This window comes from Bradyrhizobium sp. USDA 4451, assembly GCF_054822585.1.
In genome coordinates, this window is the sequence record NZ_JBTRCH010000001.1 from 3,800,344 (window position 1) to 3,825,380 (window position 25,037).

Consider the following 25,037-nt stretch of genomic DNA (forward strand, 5'->3'; position numbering starts at 1 on the left):
GCGCCCGATGACAGGCTCCGCGAAATCCGGGAACAGTCCTACCGCGTGTGCAGCCTTCCCGGATTGCGCTTCGTTCCATCCGGGCTACACGACCGTGATCCCTCTGCCGCTGACGGCAGAGGGATTCGCTTGTCTCAGAACTTCAAGTTCGCAAAAGCCCGCACGCCGAGGCCCGGCATCAGCACCTCGTCCTTGGTGTAGGACACCGAGTTGCGGATGTTCTGATTGAGCAGGTTGTTGCCGACCAGCCCGAGCGTCATCTCGCGCGCGCCGATCCAAGACGAAGTCAGCTTGGTGTTGTAGGTCACCTCCGCGTTCAAGAGGTTGTAGCCTGCGGTCGGGGTCTCGCCGATGACAGCGATGTCGTTCTGCGCGAAGGCGTGCACCAGGTTGACGCGGGTGAACCAGTTGCTGTCGCGCCAGTAGACGCCGCCGCCGAGCCGTACCGGTGGAATCCGCGGCACGTTGCTGCCGTCGGTGAAGGTGGCGCGCACCACGTCGAACTGGTTCTCGATGCCCCAGATGCCGCCGTTGAGTGGGCCGATGTCGAGCTGGCTCTGGAATTCGGCGCCGCGGAAGGTCGCGTCACGCTGCGAATAGACCGCCTGGCGCGCCTCGTTGTCGGGATCGCCATTGCCGCAGGAATCGAAATCCCCGCCGCACATCACGCCGGTCAGGCGGCGATAGATGAAATTGTTGAAGCGGGTGTAGTAGGCGGTGGCCTCGAAACGGAACGGTCCGGTCGCCTTGCGCAGGCCGATCTCGACCGATTTCGCGGTCTCGATGGTCAGGTTCGGATTGCCGATGTCGAAGGTCGCGGTCGCATCATGCGCGCCGCGCGAGAACAACTCGGCGGGCTTCGGCGCACGCTCGACATATTGCGCGGTGATGCTGCCGACGAGATCGCCGGGCAGGTTCTGGATCAACCCGACGCTGCCGCTGACCGGCGTGTAGGACGGATTGCGTGACACCGAACTCTGCGGCGCGCCGTCGGGCAGGAAATCCGCGGGGAAATCCGGCGTCGATCCGTGCAGCTCGACATGCTCGATGCGGCCCGCGATCTGCGCTTTTGTCGTATCCGTGAACTTGAACTCGTTGAACACGTAACCGGCAACGCGGTTGTTGTTGTTCGGGCTCCAGAGGCCGTTGAACAGCGCGCCCGGATCGTCCGGGCTCGGCGCGGTCAGCTCCTGATGTCCGGCCTGCAAACCGACCGCTGTCGTCACCGTGGCGAAGCGTGCGTTGAACGGCATCATCTGCACCTCGACGCGGGCTTCCTGCTCCTTGTTGGTGAAGGTCTGGCGCACGCCGTCGCTGGTCAGGTCGGCCGGATCGGCAAGCCCGAGCTCGTTGTGACGATAGTCGGTGGCGCCGACCCAGAACCGCACGGCGTCGATCGCAGCCGCATCGGGCCGGTACTCGCCCTTGACGGCGATCTTGGTCTGGTGCGCGTCGATCCTTGTCTGGTGATCGGCGCCGTCGATGCCGGGGATGTGGTAGAGCGAGTCGTTCTGGGTGATCGCCGCGCCGATATAGCCGCCCTGGAAGAAATAGGACGCGCCGACCGAGGCGCCGTCCGACTGCGTCGCCGAATTCGGCTGGCGACCGCCCACCGGCCGGGTCTGGTCGAACAGATACGGATAGCTCGGAATGCTGTAGTCGCTGGTGGTGCGGCCATAGACGTCGGCATGCACCGCGACATTGTTGCCGCCGGCATCCAGCAGCATGCCGCCTTCCACGCCGCGATTGACCGAGCTGAACGACGTGCGGGTCTCGACATTGAGGCAGGCGGGGCCCCCGGCATCGGCCAGCGGCGCCTTCACCGGCAGTCCATAAGTCTGGAACGGCGTCGCCGCGCAGGTCGGCATCGCGTCGGGAATCCGGTTGTTGGTGGCGCTGACCACGCCGCCGATCGAGGTCGAGCCGTAGCGCAGCGCAGCAGGTCCCCGCACCACCTCGATCTGGTTGGTCGAGAACGGATCGATCGGGACGAAATGATCTTCGCCGAGATCCGAAACGCCGCCGCCGCCGAGACCATTCTCGACGATGCCGACACGGTTGACGTCGAGGCCGCGGATGATCGGCCGGCTCGATGCGCCGGGTGCAAAGCTCGAACCGGTGATGCCGGGCTTCGAGAACAGGAGATCGCCGAGCGTGGCGCCGCCGGAGCGCCGCAGCTCCTCGTTCGGGACCACGGTGACGGTCGCGAACTGGTCGGTGACGACGGGCAGCACACCCTGCTGCGGCGCCGGTGCCGTTGCGACAGGCGCCGGTTGCGCGGCGGCAGCGCGTTCGCGGTTGCGGCTCGGCGCGGCGCGGACTGCGCGGGTCGGCGTGCGTGTCGGCACGGTGCGGTGGCGTTGGATCGGGCTCGGCGCCGTCACGGTGATGTCAGGCAGTTGCGTCGCCGGCGGGTCGTCGGCCAGTGCGGCGCCATGCATTGCGCCGAGCAGCAGCCAGCTCGCGCCTCCGATGTGGAGTGCTCGTTTCGTCTGAAGTGTCATTGTCCTGGTCCAGCCCCGTCGAAATGACGGATCGATTCCGATTTGCCCTGTTGGAACCGGCCGTCATCATGACGCGGCGTCCGCTCAGGGCGTGCAGCAATCAGTCGAGGTCAGGACAGAGGAGGTGCGCGGGAACGGAACGCCGCAGGCGCCGACTTCAGATGGGTGAATTCGGCATTGGTGGTGCGGAACAGGAGTTCGACGGCTTCCGGCAGCAACAGCACCGGCGGCGCCGTGAACAGCATGCTGCTCGCGAGCGACATCACGGCGCAGATCGCGCAATGATCGGGCGGATGCCGGTCACGGTCCTGTTCGGTGGGCGGCTGCGTCCCGGTCACCTGGACCGCGAGATCAGGCGTTGCCGAGGTCCCGATATAAGCGAGATCGAGCAGCGACAGGCCGCCGCTCCGAACCGCGGGCGCGGCTTGCGCGGCCGGGATCGGATGGAAATGTCCGAACGACAGCACGAACTGGACGGCGAGCGCGAACAGCGCCAGCCGCGAGCCCGTCTTGATGTGTCTCCGGAACCAGTTCATGCCGATTGAGCCCACCCGATCGGGACGGCGCTCGTTCCCGGCCGCCCGATGTTACATTATAACATCGGAGGGTGGCCGCGATGTCAACGGTGGTTCAGACACACTGTGTCGATCCGTTGCTGGTGTGTGATTGAAGCAACGCGGGCGATTGGACATTGCGCACTATCGGGCTCAGCGTCCCTCGCGCAGCCAGGTCGCTGCGAATGCGCCGAGCAGCAGCAGCAGGCCGACCAGGCCCGCGAACATCGGCAGCACGCCGACGCCCTTGACCACGCTGGCGTCGCGCATCTTGACGCCGAGCCAGCCGTCGCCGCGGAAGATCGTGGAGGCGCGCACCGGCACGACGCGCGGCATATCGAGGTTCGATCCGTCGACGATGCGCCGTGCGTCGCCGCCGGTTGCCTGCGCCAGCGGCTTCAGCGTCTCGGTGGTCGAGGTGACTTCCGAAAATTCCTTCGGGTTGGTCGGACCGACATTGATCAGCGCTTTCAGCGTGCCGTCGGTGGCCTGCCAGAGGCCGAGCTCGCTCGCGGGCAGCGTGGCGCGCCACTCACCGGGATCGCCGGCGGTCAAGGTCAGTTCATGCGTGGCGCCGCTCGGCGACGTCACGGTGACCGGCGCGACGGTGTCGGCCATGGTCTGGCGCACCACCATCAGATCCTTGCCCCGCACCTGCATGCGCAGCGCCTCTTCGTCGAGGTCGGGCTGCTTCATCAGCCAGTGCGACACCCGCCGCAACAGATCGAGATGCGGGCCGCCGCCCTCATAGCCGCGTGCCCACAGCCAAATCTGGTCGGACAGCAAGAGCGCGACACGGCCTTCGCCGAACCGTGACAGCAGCAACAGCGGCTTGCCGTCGGCGCCGGTCATGACCGGCGGGTTGATCGCGTTGCGGGTGTCGACGGTGCGGAAGAACCGGCTCCAATGCGGCGGCTCGGCATTCGAGCCTTCCAGCCCACGCGTCACCGGATGGCGTTTCCCGGCATCGCTGAGGTGCGCATAGAACGGCTTCTCGGTGACGCCGACCGGCTCGGCCGGCAGCACCGAATCCAGCGGCGTGCGCCAGATGCTGGTGGTCGAGGCGTAGTCCGGGCCTGCGGAAACCAGCACTGCGCCGCCGGAACGGACATAGCGCGCGATGTTGTCGAAATAGGCGATCGGCAGCACGCCCTGGCGGGCATAGCGATCGAAGATGATCAGCTGGAATTCGTTGATCTTCTGCTGGAACAGCTCGCGGGTCGGAAACGCGATCAGCGACAGCTCGTTGATCGGCGTGCCGTCCTGCTTCTCCGGCGGACGCAGGATGGTGAAGTGCACGAGATCGACGCTGGGGTCGGACTTCAACAAATTGCGCCAGGTGCGCTCGCCGGCATGCGGCTCGCCGGACACCAGCAGCACGCGCAGCTTGTCGCGGACGCCGTCGATCGCGACCACGGCGCGGTTGTTGACTGGCGTCAGCTCGTTTTCGAGCGGCGAGGCCTCGATCTCGACGATGTTGGGACCGGCATGCTTGATGTCGATATCGACACTCGAGGTCTGCCCTGATGTCATCGCGCGCTCGTTGATCACCTCGCCGTCGCGGCGGATCGTGACCTTGGCACGCTCGCCGGTGACGCCCTGGTCGTCGAGCCGGAAAGTGATGGTCTGGGTCTGGCCGACGATGCCGAAGCGCGGCGCCGCCGTGATCGCGATGCGGCGGTCGCGCTCGTCCTTGCGGCCGGTGATCAACGCATGCACCGGCGCCTGGAAGCCGAGCGCCTGCGCGTTGGCGGGGATGTCGTGCACGCGGCCGTCGGTGATCATGAACGCGCCGGCGACACGCTCGACCGGAACATCCGACAGCGCCGAGGTCAGCGCGCCGAACAGCTTGGTGCCGTCGGTTTCGCCGTCGGCCTGGCCGGCCTCGACGACGCGGACCTCGAGGCCCTTGATCTGCTTCAGGCTGTCGACCAGCGCCTGCTTGGCTTTCTCGGTCTCCTGGTTGCGCGTGCCGAAATTCTGGCTCGGGCTCTTGTCGACCACGACCGCGGCGACCGAGGACAGCGGCTCGCGGTCCTCGCGGGTGAAGGAGGGATTGGCCAGCGCCAGCAGGATCAGCGCGAGCGCGGCGACACGCACCGCGGCGCCTCGGGCGCGCGACACCAGCAGCAGTGCCGCGATGACGACGATCGCGCCGAGCCCGAGCCACAGCACGATCGAAGGAACCAGCGGTGTGAACGCGATACCGTAGTTCATGGTGTTACTCCGTCATTCCGGGGCGATGCGAAAGCATCGAACCCGGAATCTCGAGATTCCGGGTCTGGTCCTTCGGACCATCCCGGAATGACGGCGTTGGCAGCTGGGTCACTCGCATCTCTATTGTCCCAGCCGCTCGATCAGGGCAGGCGCGTGCACCTGGTCGGCCTTGTAGTTGCCGGTCAGCGTGTACATCACGATGTTGACACCGGCGCGGAAGGCGAATTCGCGCTGGCGCGGCTCGCCCGGCGTCAGCGGCAGCATCGGCTGCCCGTCGGGGCGGATCGCCCAGGCGCCGGCAAGGTCGTTCGACGTGATGATGATCGGCGAGACGCCGTCGCCGCCGCGCGCCGGGCGCTGCGCGGCTTCGTCATCGTCCTCGCGCGGCAGCGCCTCGACCCAGGTCTGGCCCGAGTTGAAGCGGCCGGGGAAGTCGCGCAGCAGATAGAATGTCTTGGTCAGCACGTGCTCGCGCGGCACCGGCTCGAGCTCGGGCACGTCGAGGGTCGAGAGCAACTCACGCAGCGTCTGCATCCCCGGGGTCTGCGACGAACCGTTGTCGCCCGGCGGCGCCTCGACGGCGTCGCGGGTGTCGAAGATGACCGTGCCGCCCTGCTTCATGTAGGCGTCGATCTTGTTGATGGCGTCCTGCGGCGGCTTCGGCGCGCCGGGCACGATCGGCCAGTAGATCAACGGGAAGAACGCCAGCTCGTCGCGCGCCGGATCGATGCCGACCGGGTCGCCGGCTTCCAGCGCGGTGCGCTGTCCGAGGAACAGCGTCAGACCGGACATCCCGGCCTTGACGATGGAATCGACGTCGGCATTGCCGGTCACCACATAGGCCAGCCGGGTCTGCGTCACCGCCTTGATCGCGAACTCGTCGCTGGTCTCGGCCCGCGTCGGGGACGGTGCGATCGCCACCAGCGTGAACGCCGAGGCGAACATCAGGGCGAGCACCGCCGGTGCGGCGCGACGCCGGATCAGCGCGGCGAGGCCGCCGCCGAGCATCGCCACCACGATCGCATCGAGCAGGAACAGCGCGAGCGCCGTCGACAGCATGATGCCGCGCAGGTCGCGCGGCTCGGCGTTGGTGTAGGTCGCATGCTTGGCACGCAGGCCGGAGGTGTCGAGCGGCGCGATGCGGTCGGCCGAGGCCAACGTGTTGACCGCGATCGGGCTCTCGGCGCTGCCGTAGAAGCCGGGCGGATGATCGGCGGTGCCGCGGTCGCGATAATCCGCCGGCATCGGCTTGGCGGTCGAGGGCGGCGGGCCGAAAACGCCGAAGCCGTCGAGCGTGCGCAGCGGCGCAACCATCTCGGCGGTGGGATCGCTGGCGACGCCGGGGCCCGGCTTCGAGGTGTAGCCGGACATGTCGATCAGCCGGCGCAGCATCTCGACGAAGGTGCCGGACATCGGCAGATCCGACCAGCGCATGTCGGCGCCGACGTGGAACAGGCTGACCACGCCCTTGCCGCGATGCTCGCCGGTGACGAGGGGTGTGCCGTCTTCGAGGGAGGCCCAGCTCTTGGTCGCAAGCACGGCGTCGGGCTCGGCCAGCACCTGGCGGCTCACGGTGATGTCCTTCGGCACGGTGAGGCCCGCGAACGGGCCGTCGGCGGCGAATGAGGCCATGTGTTGCGGCTTCTCCCAGGTCAGGCTGCCGCCGAGCGTGCGGCCGCCGCGGCGCAGCTTGACCGGAACGAGGTCGTCGTCGGCCTGGGCGAGGCGCGGACCTGCGAACCGCACCAGCACGCCGCCTTGCTCGATCCAGGCGTTGAGCCGGTCGCGGATCTCCGGCGACAGCGTGCCGACATCGGCCATCACGATCATCGGCAGCCGCTGATCGAGGAACTGCCCGATCACCTGCTGCGGCGCGCCGCGATCGCCGAGCCGGATGTCGGCGAACGGCGACAGCGCGCGGGAGAGATAGAACGTCGAGGCCAGCAGCGGCTGCGCGGTGTCGTTGCTCGCGCCCGAGACCACGCCGATGGCGCGGCGGCGCCAGCGCCGGTCGAGCAGCTGCACGGCGCCGGCGGAGTGCTTGCCGGAGATTTCGAGCCGCGAGATATCGTTGCGCAGTTCGACCGGAAGATCGAACGCGGCTTCGGTCTCGCGATCCTGCGGGCCGAAACTGTAGCGGGCCTCGCCGATCGGCGAGCCCTTGGCGTCGACCGCGCGCACCGTCCCGGCCGCGATGCCGTTCTCGGTGCGCAGCACCTTCACCGTCATCTTGGCGGCGGCGTTCTCGGCGGCGACCAGCGCCTGCGCGGATTGCGCGCCACCGGCATAGATCGTCAGATTGCGGCTCTCGATCACCTTGCCGAGACCTTCGGTGAACTCGCTGCCGCGGCCGGTGTCGACGCCGTCGGACAGCCAGGCGATGTCGCAGTCGCCGGTCGATTTGAGGAAACGCCCGAGCGTGGCGAGGGTTTCAACGCGATCGACCGAGTAGGGTTTCGGCGCGAGCTGGCGCAGCGCGACGCGCGCGGCGCCGGCCGGCATCAGCGTGATGTCGCGCGCAGGCTCCGACAGCGGCACCAGCGCGACGCCGCGGCGGTCGCTGTCGGCATTGGTGATCAGTTCATCCGCCGCCTTGATCCGCGCATCCCAGCTCGAAGCGGCGCTCCAGCCGTCGTCGAGCAGGATCACCAGCGGCTGCTTGCCGGCGGCAACGCCGGTCTGCGGATTCCAGATCGGCCCGGCGGCAGCGAAGATGACGAGCGCGGCGGCGGCGAGCCGCAGCAGGGTCAGCCACCACGGCGTGCGCGACGGCGTCTCTTCCCTCGGCGCGATGTCGAACAACAGCCGCGTCGGCGGGAATTCGACCCGCCGCGGCCGCGGCGGCATCACGCGGAGCAGCCACCATAGCACGGGCAGGCTGACCAGCCCCAGCAGCAGCAGCGGTTCGGCGAATGAGAGGGGGAGGCCTGCGATCATGCGCTGCGTCCCGCCTTGACGGTTGAGCGGCCGCCGCCCTTGCTCACCATCATGCCGGCGTGCAGAAACAGCAGCAGCTCGGCCGCGGAGCGGCTTGTGGTGTGGGTCGAGAACAGCCAGTCGAGCCGGTTGGTCTCGGCGCGAATCTGGTCGCGATGCAGCGCGACGCGGGCGACATAGTCGCTCGCCCAGCTCTCGGCGCGGCCCGCAGTGATGGCGCTGCCGACCTCCGGCTCGACGAACTCGACGCGGCCCGAATAAGGGAAGCTCTCTTCGGCCGGATCGACGACCTGGATCATGGTGCCGTGCGCGCCCGAGGAGGAAAGCCCGGCCAGCATCGTCGTGATCTCCGCGATCGGCGACCAGAAATCCGACAGCACGACGACTTCGGCCAGCGACGATGGCACGAAGGACGGCGGCAGGCTCGCGCGCGTCTTGTCGTCGTGCAACATCGCTTCCGCCATCTTGTCGATCACGTTGAGGCTCGCGGTCGGGTTCAGCAGGCCGGGAATGCCGACGCGTTCGCCGCCGGCAACCAGCAGCTCGGAAAGCGCGAACGCCACGATCAGCCCACGCTCGAGCTTGCTGTCGCGCGCCTCGCGCGAGGCAAAGGCCATCGACGGCGAGCGGTCGGGCCAGATCCACACGGTGTGCGCGGCCTCCCATTCCTGTTCGCGGACGTAGAGATGGTCGTCGCGCGCCGAGCGGCGCCAGTCGACGCGCTGTGCCGGTTCGCCGGAGACGAAGCGGCGGTATTGCCAGAAGTTCTCGCCCGCCCCGGCGCGGCGGCGGCCGTGCAGGCCATGGATGACGTTGGCCGCGACACGGCGAGCCTCAAGCACCAGGCGCGGCAACGATGCGGCGAGCGTTCGGCTTTCGCCATCGGCACGTCGAACCGCCAGGATCTCCTCGTTCTGGTGCCTGTTCTCTGCCGCCATCAACCGATCCGCGTCTTCAATTGCTTGATCACGTCCGGAATGGTGCGGCCCTCGGCGCGCGCCGAGAAGGTCAGCGCCATGCGGTGCTTGAGCACGGGCTCGGCGAGATCGAGCACGTCGTCGATCGATGGCGCGAGGCGGCCGTCGAGCAACGCGCGGGCGCGCACCGCCAGCATCAAGGCCTGGCTGGCGCGGGGACCGGGTCCCCAGGCGATCAGCTTGCCGGCTTCGCCGCCCTCGGTGCCGGGGCGCGCGGCGCGCACCAGCGTCAGGATCGCTTCGACCACGGAATCGCCGACCGGCAGGCGCCGCACCAGGCGTTGCGCCGACAGCAGCGTCTCGGCGTCCATCGACGGCTTGGCATGCGCCTCTTCGGCGCCGGTGGTTTCGAACAGGATGCGCCGCTCGGCGTCGCGATCGGGATAGTCGACGTCGATTTCCATCAGGAAGCGGTCGAGCTGCGCCTCGGGCAGCGGATAGGTGCCTTCCTGCTCGAGCGGATTCTGGGTCGCGAGCACGTGGAACGGCTTTGGCAGATCGTGCCGTGCGCCGGCAATGGTGATGTGCTGCTCCTGCATGGCTTGCAGCAGCGCGGACTGGGTGCGCGGGCTGGCGCGGTTGATCTCGTCGGCCATCAGCAACTGCGCGAACACCGGACCCGCGATGAAGCGGAACGAACGCTTGCCCGCCGAACTCTCGTCGAGCACTTCAGCGCCGAGGATGTCCGAGGGCATCAAATCGGGCGTGAACTGGATGCGCTTGGCATCGAGCCCGAGCGTGACGCCGAGCGTCTCGACCAGCTTGGTCTTGGCGAGACCGGGGACGCCGATCAAGAGCGCATGGCCGCCGGACAGGATCGTCACCAGGGTGTTTTCGATCACCTGGTCCTGACCGAAAATGACCGTGGACACCGCTTCCTTGGCGGCCTTGATCTGGCCCGCGACCTGCTCGGCCGAACGGACGATCACATCCTCCAGTTTCTCGACGCTGTCTGCACCGGCCATTCGATCCGCTCCTTCTCGACGATTGCGCGCGATTCCTGCGTCGTCATCTCATGACCCTCATGCTAAACCTGCGCGAAGGCCATGTATTCGTTGAATTAAACTATCCCCACCTTATCGGTATTTCAGGGTATGAACGGCATCACGATGTGGCGAGAATGACATCCCGACCACATCTCAGGATATGTGCACCAAACGTGCCAGATTGAAGGTCGGAAACTTCAGGGCAAACAATGGCGAAGCAAGGGCAGAGCGATTCCGGCAGTGAAATTACGGGGCTCGGAAGCAGAGGCCTCGACGGGCTCACCACCGCTGCCAATCAAGCTGCGGCATCGGGGCCTGCCGGACGCAAGGGCCTGCCGCCGGTTCATTTGTGGAATCCGCCGTTCTGTGGCGATCTCGACATGCGAATCGCGCCCGACGGCACCTGGTTCTACATGGGAACGCCGATCGGCCGCCCCGCGCTGGTGCGGCTATTTTCCACAATCCTGAAGCGCGAGGACGGCAAGCACTTTCTCGTGACACCAGTGGAGAAAGTCGGCATCCGCGTCGACGACGCGCCGTTCCTTGCCGTGGAAATGCAGACCGAGCAGGACGCGCGCGGCCGGTTGCTCAGGTTCCGCACCAATGTCGACGATTGGGTCGATTGCGAGAAGGGCCACGGCCTCAGATTCGAAGCCGCCGAGGATGGCGGCTTGACGCCCTATCTGCATGTCCGCGCCGACCTGTGGGCGAAGGTGACCCGCGCGCTCTACTACGATCTGGTTGACATGGGCGAGGAGCGGATGGTCGATGGTCAGGAGATGTTCGGCATCGAGTCCGGCGGCGAGTTTTTCTCGATGGCCGATGCCAGTCAGGTGAGGGGCGCACTTTGAACGAGCCGTTGCTGAAGGTGAAGCCGGCGACGATCAGCTCGACGGAATTCTTCGCGCGAGCCCGCACGCGGTTCAATTTCGAAGTGCCGCCGGGGCTGGTCGATCCGCATATCATTCCGCGCACCGGAGATTCCGGCAACGACCGCATGCTGGAGATCGTCGCCCAGGAGCAGCCGGTGCGGCCGGCCGCGGTGCTGATCCCGGTGGTCGATCATCCCGAGCCGACCGTGCTGTTGACGCAGCGCTCGCCGCACCTGTCGAGCCATGCCGGCCAGATCTCGTTCCCAGGCGGCAAGATCGACGCTACCGATGCCTCGCCGCTCGATGCCGCGCTGCGCGAGGCCTGCGAAGAAGTCGGGCTGAAGCGGGAATTCATCGACCCGGTCGGCTATCTCGACCTCTATGGCACCGCGTTCGGCTTCCGCATCCTGCCGACGGTTGCCAAGGTGAAGCCCGGCTTCACGCTCAGGATCAACGAGGCGGAGGTCGTCGATGCCTTCGAAGTGCCGCTCGCCTTCCTGATGAATCCCGAAAATCATCAGATCCACACCAAGGAATTCCGCGGCATGGACCGGTCCTATTATGCGATGCCGTTCGCCGAGCGCTACATCTGGGGCGCGACCGCGGGCATCCTGCGTGTGCTGTATGAGCGGATCTATCTGTCATGATCCGCACGGTGTTGACCGAGATCGGAATCTTTCTGATCCCTTTCGCGGTCTATGCCATCTTCCTGATCGCGACGCGGTCCGGCGTGACGCTGCCGGCGTCCTGGCCGCTCCACATGATCGCGAAGCTGACGCTGGCGGCGCTGGTGATGGTGATCGTGAGCTTCGTGCTGCTGGCCGAACTGACCGGCGCGCCGCCGAACTCGACCTACGTTCCCGCCCATCTCGAGAATGGCAGGCTGGTGCCCGGAGTTGAGCGATGAGCGAGGTGCGCTTGCTGTCCGACGCGCCATGGCTCGCTTCGGGGCCGGCGGCACGCGTGCTCGGCCTGCTCAATGCCGACGGCGAGGAGGCGCGGGTGATCGGCGGCGCCGTGCGCAATGCGCTGATGCGGATTCCGCTTGCCGATATCGACATCGCCACTACGGCGCTGCCGGAGGAGGTGGTCCGCCGCGCCAAGCGGGCGAGCATCAAGAGCGTGCCGACCGGCATCGAGCACGGCACGGTGACGCTGGTCGTCGACGGCCAGCCTTTCGAGGTGACGACGCTGCGCGAGGACACCGAGACCTATGGCCGCAAGGCCAAGGTGGCATTCGGGCGTGATTGGGTGCGCGACGCCGAGCGGCGTGACTTCACCATTAACGGTCTGTCGGTCGACGCCTCGGGTGTCGTGCACGATCATGTCGGCGGCCTCGCCGACATCGAGGCGAAGCGCGTGCGCTTCATCGGCGATCCACCGCAGCGGATTGCCGAGGATTATTTGCGCATCCTGCGCTTCTTCCGCTTCCATGCTGCCTATGCCGCCGGCGAGGTCGATCGCCCCGGCTATCTCGCCTGCATCAGCGGGCGCGCCGGCTTGACCGGTCTGTCGGCCGAGCGCATCCGCATGGAGATGCTCAAGCTCGTGGTTGCGCCCGGCGCCGCCGGCGCGGTGGTCGCGATGGACGATGGCGGCTTGTTGCTGCCGCTGTTCGGCGGCGTCGCCTATACCGGTCCGTTCGCGGCGATGATCGAGATCGAGCAGCTGATGGCGCTTGCGCCGAGCGCGATGCGCCGGCTTGCCGCGCTGACGGTCGCGGTGACCGAGGACGCACGGCGCATCGCAAGCCGGCTGCGGCTCTCCAACGCCGAAGCCAAGGCCCTCGATTCGATGGGCCACCGCTGGTGGCGCCTGCCCGGCATGGACGAGGCCCATGCCAGGCGCAGGCTCTACCGGCTCGATGAGGGGCCCTATCGCGACCGGCTGCTGCTGGCCTGGGCCCGCACCGGCACGGGCCGCGACGTCGAGCAGTGGCGCGCGCTCGCCACGCTGCCGCAACGCTGGCGCGCGCCTCACTTTCCCTTGAGAGCGTCGGATTTCATCGCGCGCGGGATTGCCGAGGGACCAGCATTGGGGCATGTCCTGACCTTGGCCGAGGATGCTTGGCTCGCCGCGGATTTTCCGCTCGATCCGCAGGTGTTGTCTGGCATCGCCGACCAGACCGTATCCCGTTTCACCCGCGATCATCGGCTTTGAATTTCCTCTCCGGCTTCGCAGACATCTCGCTCCTTCAAATCCTGCTCGTCGCAGCCGTTGCGCTGTTTGCTTCCGTGATCGGCGGTCTTGCCGGCTATGGCACCGGCGCCTTGATGCCGCTGGTGCTGGTGCCGATGGTCGGCGCCGAGCCGGTGGTGCCAATCATCGCGATCTCGTCGATCTTCACCAATTCCAGCCGCTTCGTCGCCTTCGTCAGGTTTGCCGACCGCCGCAAGGCGATCATCGTGATCGCGGCTGCGCTGCTCTCCACGGCGCTCGGCGCCTACGGCTATACGCGGCTGACCAGCGCCGGCGCCTCCCTCGTGATCGGAAGCATGCTGATCCTGAGCGTGCCGCTGCGGCGGCTGCTGCGCAGGCACAGCGTCAGGATCGGCGAGCGGGGACTAGCGGCCGGCGCGGTCGGCTATGGCGTCGTGGTCGGCGGCACCGCGGGCTCGGGCGTGATCCTGCTGTCGCTGTTGATGGCGGCGGGGCTCGAAGGCGCGGCCGTGGTCGCAACCGACGCGGTGATTTCGCTGACCAGTGCCGCGGTCAAGATCTCGGTGTTCGGTTTGACCGGCGTCATCACCGCGCAGGTGCTGGCGCTTGCGCTGCTGATCGGCCTCGTCGCCATTCCCGGCGCGTTCCTCGCCAAGGCCTTTGTCGAGCGGATGCCGGTGCATATCCACACCGCGATCCTCGATGCCGCCGTCATCACGGGCGGCGTGGTGATGATTGCGAGCGCGTTGCGCGCGCTCTGAGGCGAAGCGGAGACGATGCTGCCGGCGCTTCGCCGGACAGCATCGCCTGAGAAATCTGACGCAGCCCCGTCAAGCGGCCTTGCGCTTCTTGTGGCCGCCGTGATCGTCGTCGTCCTCTTCGTCGTCGTCGTCCTCTTCCTCGTCATCCTCTTCTTCGTCGTCGTCTTCCTCGTCATCTTCCGGATCGATCTCGGTCGATTCGAGCGCGACGAGCGGCAAGGTCTCGCGAAACAGGTCGCCGTCCGTGCCCATCCACAAGCACTCGACCTTGTCTTCCTCGACTTCGACGACCGTGATCGGATGGCCGCCGGACTTCAGCATGACAACATCGCCTGGTTTCAGTTCCATGATTTTCCCTCCGCGCTGGATGACGCGGGCGGCAGGCTAGCGACCGGTGATGACAGTCAAATCACGGCCGGCGCTTGATGCAAGGGATTTGGCGTGAAAACGGCCGTTGCGGCTATTTGCGCGCAGCCGGAACCAGCTCGCTCAACGAGCGGATGATGCGGTCCGGCTTGATGGTCGATTCCGACGGCAGCCCGACACCGTGCACATCCATCCAGATCGCGTAGATGCCGAGCCGCTGCGGCGCCACGACTTCCCATTCGAGATTGTCCCCGATCATCCAGGTATCGGATGCGGTGACGCCGAGTGCCTGCATCGCGTGCAGATAGGCGCGCTCCTCCGGCTTGCCGAAGCCGTGCTCGCCCTCGATCTGGATGTGATCGAAGCGATGGCCGAGCGCGAAGCGCTCGACCTTGGCGCGCTGCATGTCGGCGGCGCCGTTGGTCACCAGCGCGAGTTTGATGCCGAGCGCCTTGAACGCATCGATCGCGTCATGCGCGCCGGGGAAGACGAACATCTCCTCCTCGCGATAGGCGGTGAAACGATCGGCGATGCGGTCTGCGAGTTCGTCCGGCAGCGCGCGGTGGCCGGCTGCCGCAAGCTGGGCGAAGCCGCCCCTCACGGTGAGCCGCCGCGCCTCGCCGAGCTTGATCCGCCAGATCGGCTCGGCCGTCGACCAGAACTGCCGTGCAGACGCCAGCAGCGCAGTTGCGACCTGGTCCGGTGGCAGCGGCGCGAGCTCGGCCGCGAATTCGGCGGTGATCGTGTTCCAGGCGATCTCGGGGCGTCCATAGGCCGACAGGATGGTGTCATCCATGTCGATCAGCATCGCGCGCGGCAGCTTCATTACGGCCATTTCACCTCCGGCGGCAGCGACGACAGGATCGAATCCACATTGCCGCCGGTCTTCAGGCCGAAGATGGTGCCGCGATCATAGAGCAGGTTGAATTCGACATAGCGCCCGCGGCGAACCAGCTGCTCGTCACGGTCCTCCGCGCTCCAGGCTGCCGCGAAATTGCGCCGCACCAGCTCGGGATAGATTTTCAGGAAGCTGCGCCCGACGTCCTGGGTGAAGGCAAGATCGGCCTCCCAGTCGCCGCTGTCGTGCCAGTCATAGAAGATGCCGCCGATGCCGCGGGCTTCCTTGCGGTGTGGCAGATAGAAGTACTCGTCGCACCACTTCTTGTACTTGTCGTAGTCGGCGACGCCGTTCGGCCCGCTGCACGCCTCCTTCATCGCGGCGTGGAAGGCGAGCGTATCGGGGTCCTCCTGGGTGCGGCGCCGGTTCAGCACCGGCGTCAGATCGGCGCCGCCGCCGAACCATGCCTTGGTGGTGACCACGAAGCGGGTATTCATGTGCACGGCGGGCACGTTCGGATTGCGCAAATGCGCGATCAGCGAAATGCCCGAGGCCCAAAACCTGGGATCGTCGGCGGCGCCGGGAATCTGAGCGCGGAATTCAGGGGCGAACTCGCCATGCACGGTCGAGCAGTGCACGCCGACCTTCTCGAACAGCCGGCCCTTCATGATCGACATCACGCCGCCGCCACCGGGCTTGCCGGTGTGGTCGGTGCGGTCCCAGGGGGTGCGCGCGAACCGGCCGGCATCGCCGGCATAGAGCGTGGAGGGGGCGTCGTCCTCGAGCTTCTCGAAGGCCGCACAGATCTCGTTGCGCAGCGCCTCGAACCAGCCGCGCGCGCGCGCCTTGCGGTCCTCGATGATGGCGGGGTCTGTTGGCAGCATAACTAACCTTGCGGGCCGAAGTAAGTGCAGCTCTCGTTGCAGCTGTCGCGATGAACGCTGACGCGGGTCAGCTTTCCGGCGTGCTGCAAGCGCTCCCAGATGAAACGCGAGAGATTCTCCAGCGTCGGGACGCCGATCGCCTCGATCTTGTTGAGGAACTTGTGGTCGAGCGTCTTCTGTACCTCGGCCATGGCGCGTTCGAGCAAGCCGAGATCGATCACCATTCCTGTTTTCGGGTCGGGCGTGCCGCGCACCGTGACTTCAGCGCGGAAAGAGTGACCGTGAATCTCCTCGCTGGCGGTGCCAAAGGTCGTTCCGGACAGCGCATGCGCAGCCTCGAACCGAAACGCTTTCGTCAATTCCCACATCTCGTTCAACAATCCAGTTCAGCTAAGGTCGGGTTCATCGAATGCCGAGCGTCTTGTGCGTCTGCACGCTGAGGCGCCATTGCGGGTGCTTCAAGCAGTATGCAATCGCCCGCTCGGTGTTCTCGATCACGTCGGGGCCGTCCATCGGCTGCAGCGAGAAGCGCTCGAAGGAAAGCCCCGCGAAATCCTCCGGTGCGTTCTCCGGCTGCGGATAGACCAGCTTGAGCTCGTGCCCCCTGCGCACCACGAGCTCGGAGGCGGCCTTGGGGCTGACGCAGATCCAATCGAGCCCGTCGGGCGGGGCGATGGTGCCGTTGGTCTCGATCGCGATCGCAAAGCCGTGGCCGTGCAAGGCCTCGATCAGGGCGGTATCGACCTGCAGTAGCGGCTCGCCGCCGGTCAGCACCACGTAGCGGTCGGCCTCGCCGCCGGTCCATTGTGCGGCAATGGTGCCGGCGAGCTCTGCGGCGGTCGCGTAGCGGCCGCCGAGCGTGCCGTCGGTGCCGACGAAATCGGTGTCGCAGAACCGGCAGACTGCGCCGGCGCGGTCCTGTTCGCGGCCGCTCCACAGGTTGCAGCCGGCAAAGCGGCAGAACACGGATGCGCGGCCCGCATGGGCGCCTTCGCCCTGCAGGGTGAGAAAGATCTCCTTGACCGCGTAGCTCACCAAAAATCCCTTAAGTTACCGAACCGGCGCTTCCTGAGCCGGCAATTCTTGAACCGGTTTGCCGCAGCGCCTCACCGACGGCCATGGCCGCCGTGACCGCCACATTGAGCGAACGCATGGTCGGCCTGATCGGAATCACCAGCCGTGCATCGGCGGCCGCCACCACCGCGTCGGTCACCCCCGCCGTTTCGCGCCCGAACAGCAGGACATCGGAGGCGGCATAGGCGAAATCAAGATAGGATTTCGCTGCCTTGGTCGTGAACAGCACCAGCCGGCATCCGGCCGCGGCCCGCCACTCCTCGAATTTCGACCATGAGTCGTGACGCTTCAACCGCACATGGTCCAGATAGTCCATACCCGCCCGGCGGAAATTCCGGTCCGAGGTGTCGAAACCCGCCGGTTCGATGATATGGGCCGACACGTCCAGGCAGGCGCACAGGCGCAGAATCGTCCCGGTATTCTGGGGGATGTCGGGCTGGAACAGCGCGATCTGCATGGTGCGGACGACCTGTGAAATCCGGATGAAATTGTCTCAATAAAACATCGCTCGGCGCGGATTTCGTGCATTGCACGTGTGCGAGCCGATAGCGGGCTTGCGCTCGTCCGGCAAGGGTGCCAATAGAACGATTCTGGACTGCTGTTCCGCCATTTGGGGTGGGGAATAGCGGTTTTCTGCCGCCGCGGGGGCCGCGGGCGCCGGCAGCCTTTCTTGAGGCGCTTCCCGGCGTCTCTGGGGCGGTTCCACCGGCTGCAGAAAAGAAAGGGCTAGGAATCGTGACGACAGCGTCTTCGGCGGACCATCCGACACGCCGTGATTTTCTCTTTGTTGCAACCGGAGCTGCCGCCGTCGTCGGCGCAGCCGCCACCGTGTGGCCGCTGGTTGCCCAGATGAACCCGGATGCCGCGACGATCGCGGCCGGCGCGCCGATCGAGGTCGACCTGACGCCGATCGCCGAGGGCCAGGACATCAAGGTGTTCTGGCGCGGCAAGCCGATCTACATCAGCCACCGCACCAAGAAGCAGATCGAGGAGGCCCAGAGCGTGGCGCTCTCCAGCCTGCCCGATCCGCAGCCCGATTCGGCCCGCGTCAAGGCCGGCCACGACCAGTGGTTGGTGGTGATCGGCATCTGCACCCATCTCGGCTGTATCCCGATCGCCCATGAGGGCAATTACGACGGCTTCTTCTGCCCCTGCCACGGCTCCCAGTACGACTCCTCCGGTCGTATCCGCCAGGGGCCGGCGCCCGCCAACCTGGCGGTGCCGCCTTACGCCTTCCTTTCCGACACCAAAATCCAGATCGGCTAAGTCCCGGACCCGCCGGGACTTCGGCTTCCCCTTGGACCCATCGCGTCGTTTTTCTTCTTCAGGATCGCATCAATGAGCGGACCATCTGATTTCCAACCGAGCAACCCCGCCTTGAAGTGGATCGAACGGCGCCTTCCGATCTTCGGCCTGATCCACTCCTCCTTCGTGGCCTATCCGACGCCGCGCAACCTGAACTACTGGTGGACCTTCGGCGCCATCCTTTCGATGATGCTGGCGCTGCAGATCCTGACCGGCGTGATCCTGGCGATGCACTACACGCCGCATGCCGATTTCGCCTTCAAATCGGTCGAGCTGATCGTCCGCGACGTCAACTACGGCTGGCTGCTGCGCAACATGCATGCCTGCGGCGCGTCGATGTTCTTCTTCGCCGTCTACATCCACATGTTCCGCGGTCTCTATTACGGGTCGTACAAGGAGCCGCGCGAGGTGCTGTGGATCCTCGGCGTCATCATCTACCTCCTGATGATGGCGACCGGCTTCATGGGCTATGTGCTGCCGTGGGGCCAGATGAGCTTCTGGGGCGCCACCGTCATCACCAACCTGTTCTCGGCCGTGCCGTATTTCGGCGAGAGCATCGTGACCCTGCTGTGGGGCGGCTATTCGGTCGGTAACCCGACGCTGAACCGCTTCTTCTCGCTGCACTATCTGCTGCCGTTCGTGATCGCCGGCGTGGTGGTGCTGCACATCTGGGCGCTGCACGTCGCCGGTCAGAACAACCCGGCCGGCGTCGAGGCCAAGACCGAGAAGGACACCGTTCCGTTCACGCCCTATGCGACCATCAAGGACGCGTTCGGTGTGTCGTGCTTCCTGATCTTCTTCGCTTGGTTCATCTTCTACATGCCGAACTATCTCGGCGACGCCGACAACTACATCCCGGCGAACCCCGGCGTGACCCCGGCGCACATCGTGCCCGAATGGTACTACCTGCCGTTCTACGCGATCCTGCGTTCGATCCCGAACAAGCTCGCGGGCGTCGTGGCGATGTTCTCGGCGATCATCATCCTGTGCTTCCTGCCCTGGCTCGACAGCGCACGGACCCGGTCGTCGAAATATCGTCCGCTGGCCAAGCAGTTCTTCTGGATCTTCGTGGTGGTCTGCATCCTGCTCGGCTATCTCGGCTCGCAGCCGCCGGAAGGCATCTATGTGATCGCCGGCCGCATCCTGACGGTCTGCTACTTCGCCTACTTCCTGATCGTGCTGCCGCTGCTCGCCCGCATCGAGACGCCGCGTCCGGTGCCGAACTCGATCGCCGAGGACGTGCTGGCCAAGAGCAAGGGCCGCCCGCAGCCGATGGTCTCGACCATGATCGCCATCATGGTTGCAGGCGGGCTCGTCTTCGCCGGCAGCATCCAGAGTGCAAGGGCCGAGGGTGGCGACAAGCCGCCCGCCCAGACGTGGTCGTTCTCCGGCCCTTTCGGCAAGTATGACCGCGGCTCGCTGCAGCGCGGCCTGAAGGTCTACAAGGAAGTCTGCTCGGCTTGCCACGCGCTGTCCTATGTCGCGTTCCGCAACCTCGCCGATCCCGGCGGCCCCGGCTATTCGCCGGCGCAGGCGGCTGCGTTCGCGTCGGAGTACAAGATCAAGGACGGCCCGAACGATCAGGGCGAGATGTTCGAGCGTCCGGGCCGTACGGCGGATTACTTCCCGCAGCCGTTCCCGAACGAGCAGGCTGCGCGGGCGGCCAACGGCGGCGCGGCGCCGCCCGATCTCTCGCTGATCGCGAAAGCACGTTCCTACGAGCGCGGCTTCCCGCAGTTCGTGATCGACTTCTTCACCCAGTACCAGGAGCAGGGACCCGACTACGTCGATGCCATCCTGCAGGGCTTCGAGGAGAAGGTCCCGGCCGGCGTGACGATTCCGGAAGGCTCGTACTACAACAAGTACTTCCCCGGCCACGCCATCAAGATGCCGAAGCCGCTGTCCGACGGCCAGGTGACCTTCGACGACGGCTCGCCGGCGACGGTCAAGCAATATGCGCATGACGTCACCACCTTCCTGATGTGGGCCGCCGAGCCGCACATGGAGGAGCGCAAGCGCATCGGCATGCAGGTGTTCTTCTTCCTAGTGATCTTCGCGATCCTGATGTACTTCACCAAGCGCAAGGTCTGGGCCGACGCGCACTGATCTGACCTGTTGTCGTAAATTTGAAAAAGCCCCTTCGGGGGCTTTTTGTTTGGCTCACGTCATTGCGGGCGAAGCGAAGCAATCCACCCATCCGCTTGCGGGGACCTGGATTGCTTCGCTGCGCTCGCAATGACGGCAAATCGATTTGCGTCCGTCACCGAGTACGGACAAGATGCCGGCCAATCAGCCGGCTAACATCTGCGGAGGAACTCATGGGTACCAGCATCAGCTTCAAGCGTCCGGACGGCAAGGAAGCTTCGGGCTATCTCGCCAACGCGGCGCGCGGCAATGCGCCGGGCGTGGTCGTGATCCAGGAATGGTGGGGCCTCCAGGACCAGATCAAGGGCATGTGCGACCGCTTCGCGCGGGCCGGTTTCGATGCGCTGGCGCCCGATCTCTACAAGGGCAAGGTGGTGCCGTATCACGACACCGACGCAGCCGGCAAAGAGATGAACTCGCTCGACTTCATGGACGCCACCACGCAGACGGTGCGCGGTGCCGCGCAATATCTCGCCAAGAACGGTGCCAAGGTCGGCCTGACCGGCTTCTGCCTCGGTGGCGCGGTGACCATCATCGGCGCCACCAAGATCCCGGAATTGACGGCCGGTGTGGTGTTCTACGGCATCCCGCCGGAGCAGGCCGCCAAGCCGGCGGATGTCAGGATCCCGCTGCAGGGCCATTTTGCCACCAAGGACGATTGGTGCACGCCGGCGCTGGTCGATGGCTTCGAGAAAGCGATGAAGGCCGCCGGCAAATCGCTGGAACTGTTCCGCTATGACGCCGACCACGGCTTCGGCAACGAGCAACGCCTGTCGGTGCACGACCGGCAGTGTGCGGAACTCGCCTGGGACCGGGCGACGGAGTTCTTCAGGAAGCATCTGGGATAACCTGTAGCCCGGATGAGCGAAGCGTAATCCGGGATAGGTTTCTCCGCGGTGAGGGCGGTCCCGGATTGCGCTGCGCTCCATCCGGGCTACGCGCTCTCAATTCTTATCGCGCACCCCGTCCCACCACGGGCACGTTCCCGACATCAGCCTGAAATTGCCTTCCAGCACCTGCACCGGCGCGCGCTTGCCCTCGGCGGCGGCGCGCATCCGCATCTCGCGGGCGACGGCGCGGTCCTCCGGCGACAGCCAGACCCGTTCGTGGCCCCACAGGCTGGGACCCTCATGCATCTCGAACGGCATCCAGGTCTTGGGGTCGATCTCGCGGCCGCCCCAGCCGCATTCGACCATGAAGGCCGACGGTGACTTGGCGTAGAACGACGTCATCAAATCGTTGGTGTGGCGGCCGAGCGTGACGTTGACCCGGTCGTCCTGCTGCGCGATGTCGTAGGCTTGGCCGACATCGTCGAGCGAAAACAATTCCACCATCAGATGATGCATGCCGTTGGTGCCGGTCTCGATCAGCGCCAGCGAGTGGTGCCGCGCATTGACGTGGAAGAAATAGGCGCGGAACGGCTTTTCGATGTAGTCGCTGAGGCCGAAGCCGAGCACGTCGACATAGAAGCTCATGACCGGGGCGAGAGTCTCGACCGTCAGCACCGCGTGGCCGAGGCCGAGCGCGCCGGTGCGGAAGCCGGAGATCGAGCGCCCCGGCTTGAATGGCGTGTCGTCGATCTCGGCGCCATGAAACGCCTCGAGGCGGTTGCCGGCCGGATCGCGGAACGAGATCAGCCCGCGCACCCGCCGGCTATCTGCCAGCGCCTGCGGCTCTGAGGTCACGGCAATACCGGCGCGCTCCAACCGCGCCGCCAGCGCGTCGAGGTCGGCGGCGTCCGCCACCTCCCAGCCGAAGAACCGCGTGCCTTCGCCCTGGGCGCGGTCGATCACGATGCGTTGCTTGCGGTCGTCCATCCGGAAGGCGAGCAGCGAGTTGCCGCGCTCGATGGCCTGTAGCCCGACCAGGCCGGTGCCGAATTGCCGCCAATCGTCCAGCGCGTCGGAGCCGAAGCCGGCATATCCGAGACCCAAAATCGCCATCTGCGTCTCCACCATCTGTCTGTTTTTTGGGCGGCCGACCGGCCGCCATTTCCGCAAATCCTACGCGGATTCCCGTCCGCTCAAAGCCCCAAGATGCCGTCCAAGGGGGCGTCCCGCCTTGGGGCAGGGCTGCCGGGCCATCCCTTGACACGGCCCGCGCCGGGTGGTGTGTAACGGCCATGAGCACCGTCGCCAGTCCATCCCGTCGTTGGTGGCCCACCTTCTCATAGGTGGCCGGTGCGTTTTCATTTTCTCAAAAACGTCGAAGGTCGCCATCGCAGTGCGACGGTCCCCTTCGTTTGTCCTGTGTGGCGCTCTCTTCCCAAGTCTCGTAAGAGGATCACATGAACAGGACAGTCTTCTCCCTGCCGGCTCGAAGCGAATACCTGACCAATGGCGGCCTGGCGGTCGCGCGGGTGGTCGAGCAGTTCACCGGCGGCGCCAACCGCATCGACGACTTGATCGCGCTGCTCGACCGCCGTCGCGGCGTGGTGCTGTCCTCGGGCACCACGGTGCCGGGCCGCTACGAGAGCTTTGACCTCGGCTTTGCCGATCCGCCGCTGGTGCTGGAAACCTCCGGCACCGGTTTCTCGTTGCAGGCGCTCAACCCGCGCGGCGAGGTGCTGATCGCCTTCCTCGGCGACGTGCTGCGCGAGCCCTGTGTCGTGATTTCGGAGCCCAGCGCGACGAAGCTCTCCGGTCACATCATCCGTGGCGAAGCTCCGGTCGAGGAAGACCAGCGCACCCGCCGCGCCAGCGTGATGTCGCTGGTGCGCGACATGGTGGCGGCATTCACCTCCAATGCCGATCCGCTGCTCGGCCTGTTCGGTGCCTTCGCCTACGACCTCGTATTCCAGATCGAGGACCTCGTGCAGAAGCGCGCCCGCGAGGCCGACCAGCGCGACATCGTGCTCTACGTGCCGGACCGGCTGTTGGCCTACGACCGCGCCACCGGCCGTGGCGTGGCGCTCAGTTACGAGTTCGCGTGGAAGGGCAAATCCACCGCCGGCCAGTCGCACGAGACCGCGCCGAGCCTCTACGCCAAGACCGGGCGGCAGGGCTTTGCCGATCACGCCCCCGGCGAATACCAGGCGACGGTCGAAGTCGCGCGCGCGGCGTTCGCCCGCGGCGACCTGTTCGAGGCGGTGCCCGGGCAGCTGTTCGCCGAGCCCTGCGAACGCTCGCCGGCGGAAGTGTTCCAGCGGCTCTGCCGCATCAATCCGTCGCCCTATGGCGCGCTGATGAATCTCGGCGACGGCGAATTCCTGGTCTCGGCATCGCCCGAGATGTTCGTGCGCTCCGACGGCCGCCGGGTCGAGACCTGCCCGATCTCGGGCACCATCGCGCGCGGCTCGGATTCGATCGGCGATGCCGAGCAGATCCGCAAGCTCCTGAACTCGGAGAAGGACGAGTTCGAGCTCAACATGTGCACCGACGTCGATCGCAACGACAAGGCGCGGGTCTGCGTGCCCGGCACCATCAAGGTGCTGGCGCGGCGGCAGATCGAGACCTACTCAAAGCTGTTCCACACCGTCGATCACGTCGAGGGCATGCTGCGGCCGGGCTTCGATTCGCTCGACGCCTTCCTGACCCATGCCTGGGCGGTGACGGTGACCGGCGCGCCGAAGCTGTGGGCGATGCAGTTCGTCGAGGATCATGAGCGGTCGCCGCGGCGCTGGTACGCCGGCGCGATCGGCTGCGTCAATTTCGACGGCAGCATCAACACCGGGCTGACCATCCGCACCATCCGCATGAAGGATGGCCTCGCCGAGGTGCGGGTCGGCGCCACCTGCCTGTTCGATTCCGATCCGGCGGCCGAGGACCGCGAGTGCCAGGTCAAGGCGGCGGCGCTGTTCCAGGCGCTGCGCGGCGATCCGCCGAAGCCGCTGTCGGATTTCGCGCCCGACGCCACCGGCTCGGGGAAGAACGTGCTCCTGATCGATCACGACGACAGTTTCGTGCACATGCTGGCGGATTACTTCCGTCAGGTCGGCGCCAACGTCACGGTGGTCCGGCACATCCATGCCCAGGACATGCTCAGGAAGAAGGGCTGGGACCTTTTGGTACTGTCGCCCGGACCGGGCCGCCCCGAGGATTTCGGCATCGCCAAAACCATCGACACCGCGCTGGAAAAGAATCTGCCGATCTTCGGCGTCTGCCTCGGCGTGCAGGCGATCGGCGAGTATTTCGGCGGTGAGCTCGGCCAGCTCGGTCAGCCCGCGCATGGTCGGCCCTCGCGCGTCCAGGTGCGCGGCGGCCGGCTGATGCACAATCTGCCCAATGAGATCGTGATCGGCCGCTACCATTCGCTCTATGTCGAGCGCGACAGCGTGCCCGAGGTGCTGACGGTGACCGCGACCACCGAAGACGGCGTCGCGATGGTGATCGAGCACAAGACCCTGCCGGTCGGCGGCGTGCAATTCCATCCGGAATCGCTGATGTCGCTCGGCAACGAGGTCGGCCTGCGCATTGTCGAGAATGCATTCCGGCTTAATCCGCCGGCCAATTGAGGAT

Annotated in this window: 22 protein-coding genes; 9 read left to right on the plus strand and 13 right to left on the minus strand. The window is 66.2% G+C overall.

Annotation, left to right across the window (positions count from 1 at the left end; genetic code table 11):
* Positions 1-134 precede the first annotated feature (134 nt).
* The 6 genes from ACVMB0_RS17555 to ACVMB0_RS17580 all read right to left on the minus strand — a co-directional run bounded on the left by ACVMB0_RS17555 (position 135) and on the right by ACVMB0_RS17580 (position 10,154).
* Complete coding sequence (locus ACVMB0_RS17555; RefSeq protein WP_461347099.1) at positions 135-2,504, minus strand: TonB-dependent receptor; 2,370 nt, start codon at positions 2,502-2,504, stop codon at positions 135-137.
* 110 nt (positions 2,505-2,614) lie between these two features.
* Complete coding sequence (locus tag ACVMB0_RS17560) at positions 2,615-3,040, minus strand: DUF2946 family protein (protein WP_461347100.1); 426 nt, start codon at positions 3,038-3,040, stop codon at positions 2,615-2,617.
* A 171-nt stretch (positions 3,041-3,211) separates the two neighbouring features.
* On the minus strand, positions 3,212-5,275 hold the full coding sequence (locus ACVMB0_RS17565) for a hypothetical protein (protein ID WP_461347101.1): 2,064 nt from the start codon (positions 5,273-5,275) through the stop codon (positions 3,212-3,214).
* A gap of 120 nt (positions 5,276-5,395) precedes the next feature.
* A complete protein-coding gene (locus ACVMB0_RS17570) occupies positions 5,396-8,209 on the minus strand; it encodes a DUF4159 domain-containing protein (protein ID WP_461349673.1) in 2,814 nt (937 codons plus the stop codon).
* A complete protein-coding gene (locus tag ACVMB0_RS17575; RefSeq protein ID WP_461347102.1) occupies positions 8,209-9,150 on the minus strand; it encodes a DUF58 domain-containing protein in 942 nt (313 codons plus the stop codon). Before ACVMB0_RS17575 ends, ACVMB0_RS17570 begins: the two co-directional genes overlap by 1 nt.
* Entirely contained in the window at positions 9,150-10,154 is a 1,005-nt protein-coding gene (locus tag ACVMB0_RS17580) for an AAA family ATPase (protein ID WP_456749658.1), read from the minus strand. Before ACVMB0_RS17580 ends, ACVMB0_RS17575 begins: the two co-directional genes overlap by 1 nt.
* Positions 10,155-10,384: 230 nt before the next feature.
* Between ACVMB0_RS17580 and ACVMB0_RS17585 the strand changes: the two genes are divergently transcribed.
* From ACVMB0_RS17585 to ACVMB0_RS17605, 5 genes are read left to right on the plus strand one after another with little or no spacing between them, the layout of a single operon-like run.
* Positions 10,385-11,026 carry a DUF1285 domain-containing protein gene (locus tag ACVMB0_RS17585; protein WP_456798777.1) on the plus strand — a complete coding sequence of 214 codons (642 nt, stop codon included), beginning with the start codon at positions 10,385-10,387 and terminating at the stop codon, positions 11,024-11,026.
* A gap of 32 nt (positions 11,027-11,058) precedes the next feature.
* Positions 11,059-11,694: a CoA pyrophosphatase gene (locus tag ACVMB0_RS17590; RefSeq protein ID WP_461349674.1), complete on the plus strand. Its 636-nt coding sequence runs from the start codon at positions 11,059-11,061 to the stop codon at positions 11,692-11,694.
* Complete coding sequence (locus tag ACVMB0_RS17595; RefSeq protein ID WP_461347103.1) at positions 11,691-11,954, plus strand: DUF6111 family protein; 264 nt, start codon at positions 11,691-11,693, stop codon at positions 11,952-11,954. The genes ACVMB0_RS17590 and ACVMB0_RS17595 overlap by 4 nt, the downstream gene beginning before the upstream one ends.
* Positions 11,951-13,207, plus strand: a complete 1,257-nt coding sequence (locus tag ACVMB0_RS17600; protein WP_461347104.1) for a CCA tRNA nucleotidyltransferase — start codon at positions 11,951-11,953, stop codon at positions 13,205-13,207. Before ACVMB0_RS17595 ends, ACVMB0_RS17600 begins: the two co-directional genes overlap by 4 nt.
* Entirely contained in the window at positions 13,204-13,968 is a 765-nt protein-coding gene (locus tag ACVMB0_RS17605; protein WP_461347105.1) for a TSUP family transporter, read from the plus strand. Before ACVMB0_RS17600 ends, ACVMB0_RS17605 begins: the two co-directional genes overlap by 4 nt.
* A gap of 69 nt (positions 13,969-14,037) precedes the next feature.
* Here ACVMB0_RS17605 and ACVMB0_RS17610 read toward each other — a convergent pair whose 3' ends face one another.
* The 6 genes from ACVMB0_RS17610 to ACVMB0_RS17635 all read right to left on the minus strand — a co-directional run bounded on the left by ACVMB0_RS17610 (position 14,038) and on the right by ACVMB0_RS17635 (position 17,587).
* On the minus strand, positions 14,038-14,316 hold the full coding sequence (locus tag ACVMB0_RS17610) for a DUF2158 domain-containing protein (protein WP_461347106.1): 279 nt from the start codon (positions 14,314-14,316) through the stop codon (positions 14,038-14,040).
* 112 nt (positions 14,317-14,428) lie between these two features.
* Positions 14,429-15,169, minus strand: coding sequence for an HAD family hydrolase (locus ACVMB0_RS17615; RefSeq protein WP_461347107.1), 741 nt, complete (start codon positions 15,167-15,169; stop codon positions 14,429-14,431).
* Entirely contained in the window at positions 15,160-16,056 is an 897-nt protein-coding gene (gene hemF, locus ACVMB0_RS17620; protein WP_456749653.1) for an oxygen-dependent coproporphyrinogen oxidase, read from the minus strand. Before hemF ends, ACVMB0_RS17615 begins: the two co-directional genes overlap by 10 nt.
* 2 nt (positions 16,057-16,058) lie before the next feature.
* Positions 16,059-16,424, minus strand: coding sequence for a 6-pyruvoyl trahydropterin synthase family protein (locus tag ACVMB0_RS17625; protein WP_050404001.1), 366 nt, complete (start codon positions 16,422-16,424; stop codon positions 16,059-16,061).
* A 34-nt stretch (positions 16,425-16,458) separates the two neighbouring features.
* On the minus strand, positions 16,459-17,091 hold the full coding sequence (gene queE, locus ACVMB0_RS17630) for a 7-carboxy-7-deazaguanine synthase (protein WP_461347108.1): 633 nt from the start codon (positions 17,089-17,091) through the stop codon (positions 16,459-16,461).
* A gap of 10 nt (positions 17,092-17,101) precedes the next feature.
* On the minus strand, positions 17,102-17,587 hold the full coding sequence (locus tag ACVMB0_RS17635; RefSeq protein ID WP_456798770.1) for a tRNA (cytidine(34)-2'-O)-methyltransferase: 486 nt from the start codon (positions 17,585-17,587) through the stop codon (positions 17,102-17,104).
* 278 nt (positions 17,588-17,865) lie between these two features.
* Here ACVMB0_RS17635 and petA point away from each other — a divergent pair, with 278 nt between their 5' ends.
* The 3 genes from petA to ACVMB0_RS17650 all read left to right on the plus strand — a co-directional run bounded on the left by petA (position 17,866) and on the right by ACVMB0_RS17650 (position 21,428).
* Positions 17,866-18,396: a ubiquinol-cytochrome c reductase iron-sulfur subunit gene (petA, locus tag ACVMB0_RS17640; RefSeq protein WP_456749649.1), complete on the plus strand. Its 531-nt coding sequence runs from the start codon at positions 17,866-17,868 to the stop codon at positions 18,394-18,396.
* Positions 18,397-18,468: 72 nt separating this feature from the next.
* Positions 18,469-20,541 (plus strand): cytochrome c1, encoded by a 2,073-nt coding sequence (locus ACVMB0_RS17645; protein ID WP_461347109.1) that lies wholly within the window; start codon positions 18,469-18,471, stop codon positions 20,539-20,541.
* 212 nt (positions 20,542-20,753) lie between these two features.
* Positions 20,754-21,428 carry a dienelactone hydrolase family protein gene (locus ACVMB0_RS17650; protein ID WP_456749647.1) on the plus strand — a complete coding sequence of 225 codons (675 nt, stop codon included), beginning with the start codon at positions 20,754-20,756 and terminating at the stop codon, positions 21,426-21,428.
* A 96-nt stretch (positions 21,429-21,524) separates the two neighbouring features.
* Here ACVMB0_RS17650 and ACVMB0_RS17655 read toward each other — a convergent pair whose 3' ends face one another.
* The gene (locus ACVMB0_RS17655) at positions 21,525-22,523 is read right to left on the minus strand and encodes a VOC family protein (protein WP_461347110.1); all 999 of its coding nucleotides are present in this window, start codon (positions 22,521-22,523) and stop codon (positions 21,525-21,527) included.
* A gap of 344 nt (positions 22,524-22,867) precedes the next feature.
* Here ACVMB0_RS17655 and ACVMB0_RS17660 point away from each other — a divergent pair, with 344 nt between their 5' ends.
* Positions 22,868-25,033, plus strand: coding sequence for an anthranilate synthase component I (locus ACVMB0_RS17660; RefSeq protein WP_461347111.1), 2,166 nt, complete (start codon positions 22,868-22,870; stop codon positions 25,031-25,033).
* Positions 25,034-25,037: the final 4 nt, after the last annotated feature.

What these genes read in the sequence shown, in the direction of transcription:
- ACVMB0_RS17555 (WP_461347099.1), bottom strand. Translation starts at nt 2,504, where the DNA reads ATGACACTTCAGACGAAACGAGCACTCCACATCGGAGGCGCGAGCTGG.
- ACVMB0_RS17560 (WP_461347100.1), bottom strand. Translation starts at nt 3,040, where the DNA reads ATGAACTGGTTCCGGAGACACATCAAGACGGGCTCGCGGCTGGCGCTG.
- ACVMB0_RS17565 (WP_461347101.1), bottom strand. Translation starts at nt 5,275, where the DNA reads ATGAACTACGGTATCGCGTTCACACCGCTGGTTCCTTCGATCGTGCTG.
- ACVMB0_RS17575 (WP_461347102.1), bottom strand. Translation starts at nt 9,150, where the DNA reads ATGGCGGCAGAGAACAGGCACCAGAACGAGGAGATCCTGGCGGTTCGA.
- ACVMB0_RS17580 (WP_456749658.1), bottom strand. Translation starts at nt 10,154, where the DNA reads ATGGCCGGTGCAGACAGCGTCGAGAAACTGGAGGATGTGATCGTCCGT.
- ACVMB0_RS17585 (WP_456798777.1), top strand. Translation starts at nt 10,385, where the DNA reads ATGGCGAAGCAAGGGCAGAGCGATTCCGGCAGTGAAATTACGGGGCTC.
- ACVMB0_RS17595 (WP_461347103.1), top strand. Translation starts at nt 11,691, where the DNA reads ATGATCCGCACGGTGTTGACCGAGATCGGAATCTTTCTGATCCCTTTC.
- ACVMB0_RS17600 (WP_461347104.1), top strand. Translation starts at nt 11,951, where the DNA reads ATGAGCGAGGTGCGCTTGCTGTCCGACGCGCCATGGCTCGCTTCGGGG.
- ACVMB0_RS17610 (WP_461347106.1), bottom strand. Translation starts at nt 14,316, where the DNA reads ATGGAACTGAAACCAGGCGATGTTGTCATGCTGAAGTCCGGCGGCCAT.
- ACVMB0_RS17615 (WP_461347107.1), bottom strand. Translation starts at nt 15,169, where the DNA reads ATGGCCGTAATGAAGCTGCCGCGCGCGATGCTGATCGACATGGATGAC.
- hemF (WP_456749653.1), bottom strand. Translation starts at nt 16,056, where the DNA reads ATGCTGCCAACAGACCCCGCCATCATCGAGGACCGCAAGGCGCGCGCG.
- ACVMB0_RS17625 (WP_050404001.1), bottom strand. Translation starts at nt 16,424, where the DNA reads ATGTGGGAATTGACGAAAGCGTTTCGGTTCGAGGCTGCGCATGCGCTG.
- ACVMB0_RS17635 (WP_456798770.1), bottom strand. Translation starts at nt 17,587, where the DNA reads ATGCAGATCGCGCTGTTCCAGCCCGACATCCCCCAGAATACCGGGACG.
- ACVMB0_RS17645 (WP_461347109.1), top strand. Translation starts at nt 18,469, where the DNA reads ATGAGCGGACCATCTGATTTCCAACCGAGCAACCCCGCCTTGAAGTGG.
- ACVMB0_RS17650 (WP_456749647.1), top strand. Translation starts at nt 20,754, where the DNA reads ATGGGTACCAGCATCAGCTTCAAGCGTCCGGACGGCAAGGAAGCTTCG.
- ACVMB0_RS17655 (WP_461347110.1), bottom strand. Translation starts at nt 22,523, where the DNA reads ATGGCGATTTTGGGTCTCGGATATGCCGGCTTCGGCTCCGACGCGCTG.
- ACVMB0_RS17660 (WP_461347111.1), top strand. Translation starts at nt 22,868, where the DNA reads ATGAACAGGACAGTCTTCTCCCTGCCGGCTCGAAGCGAATACCTGACC.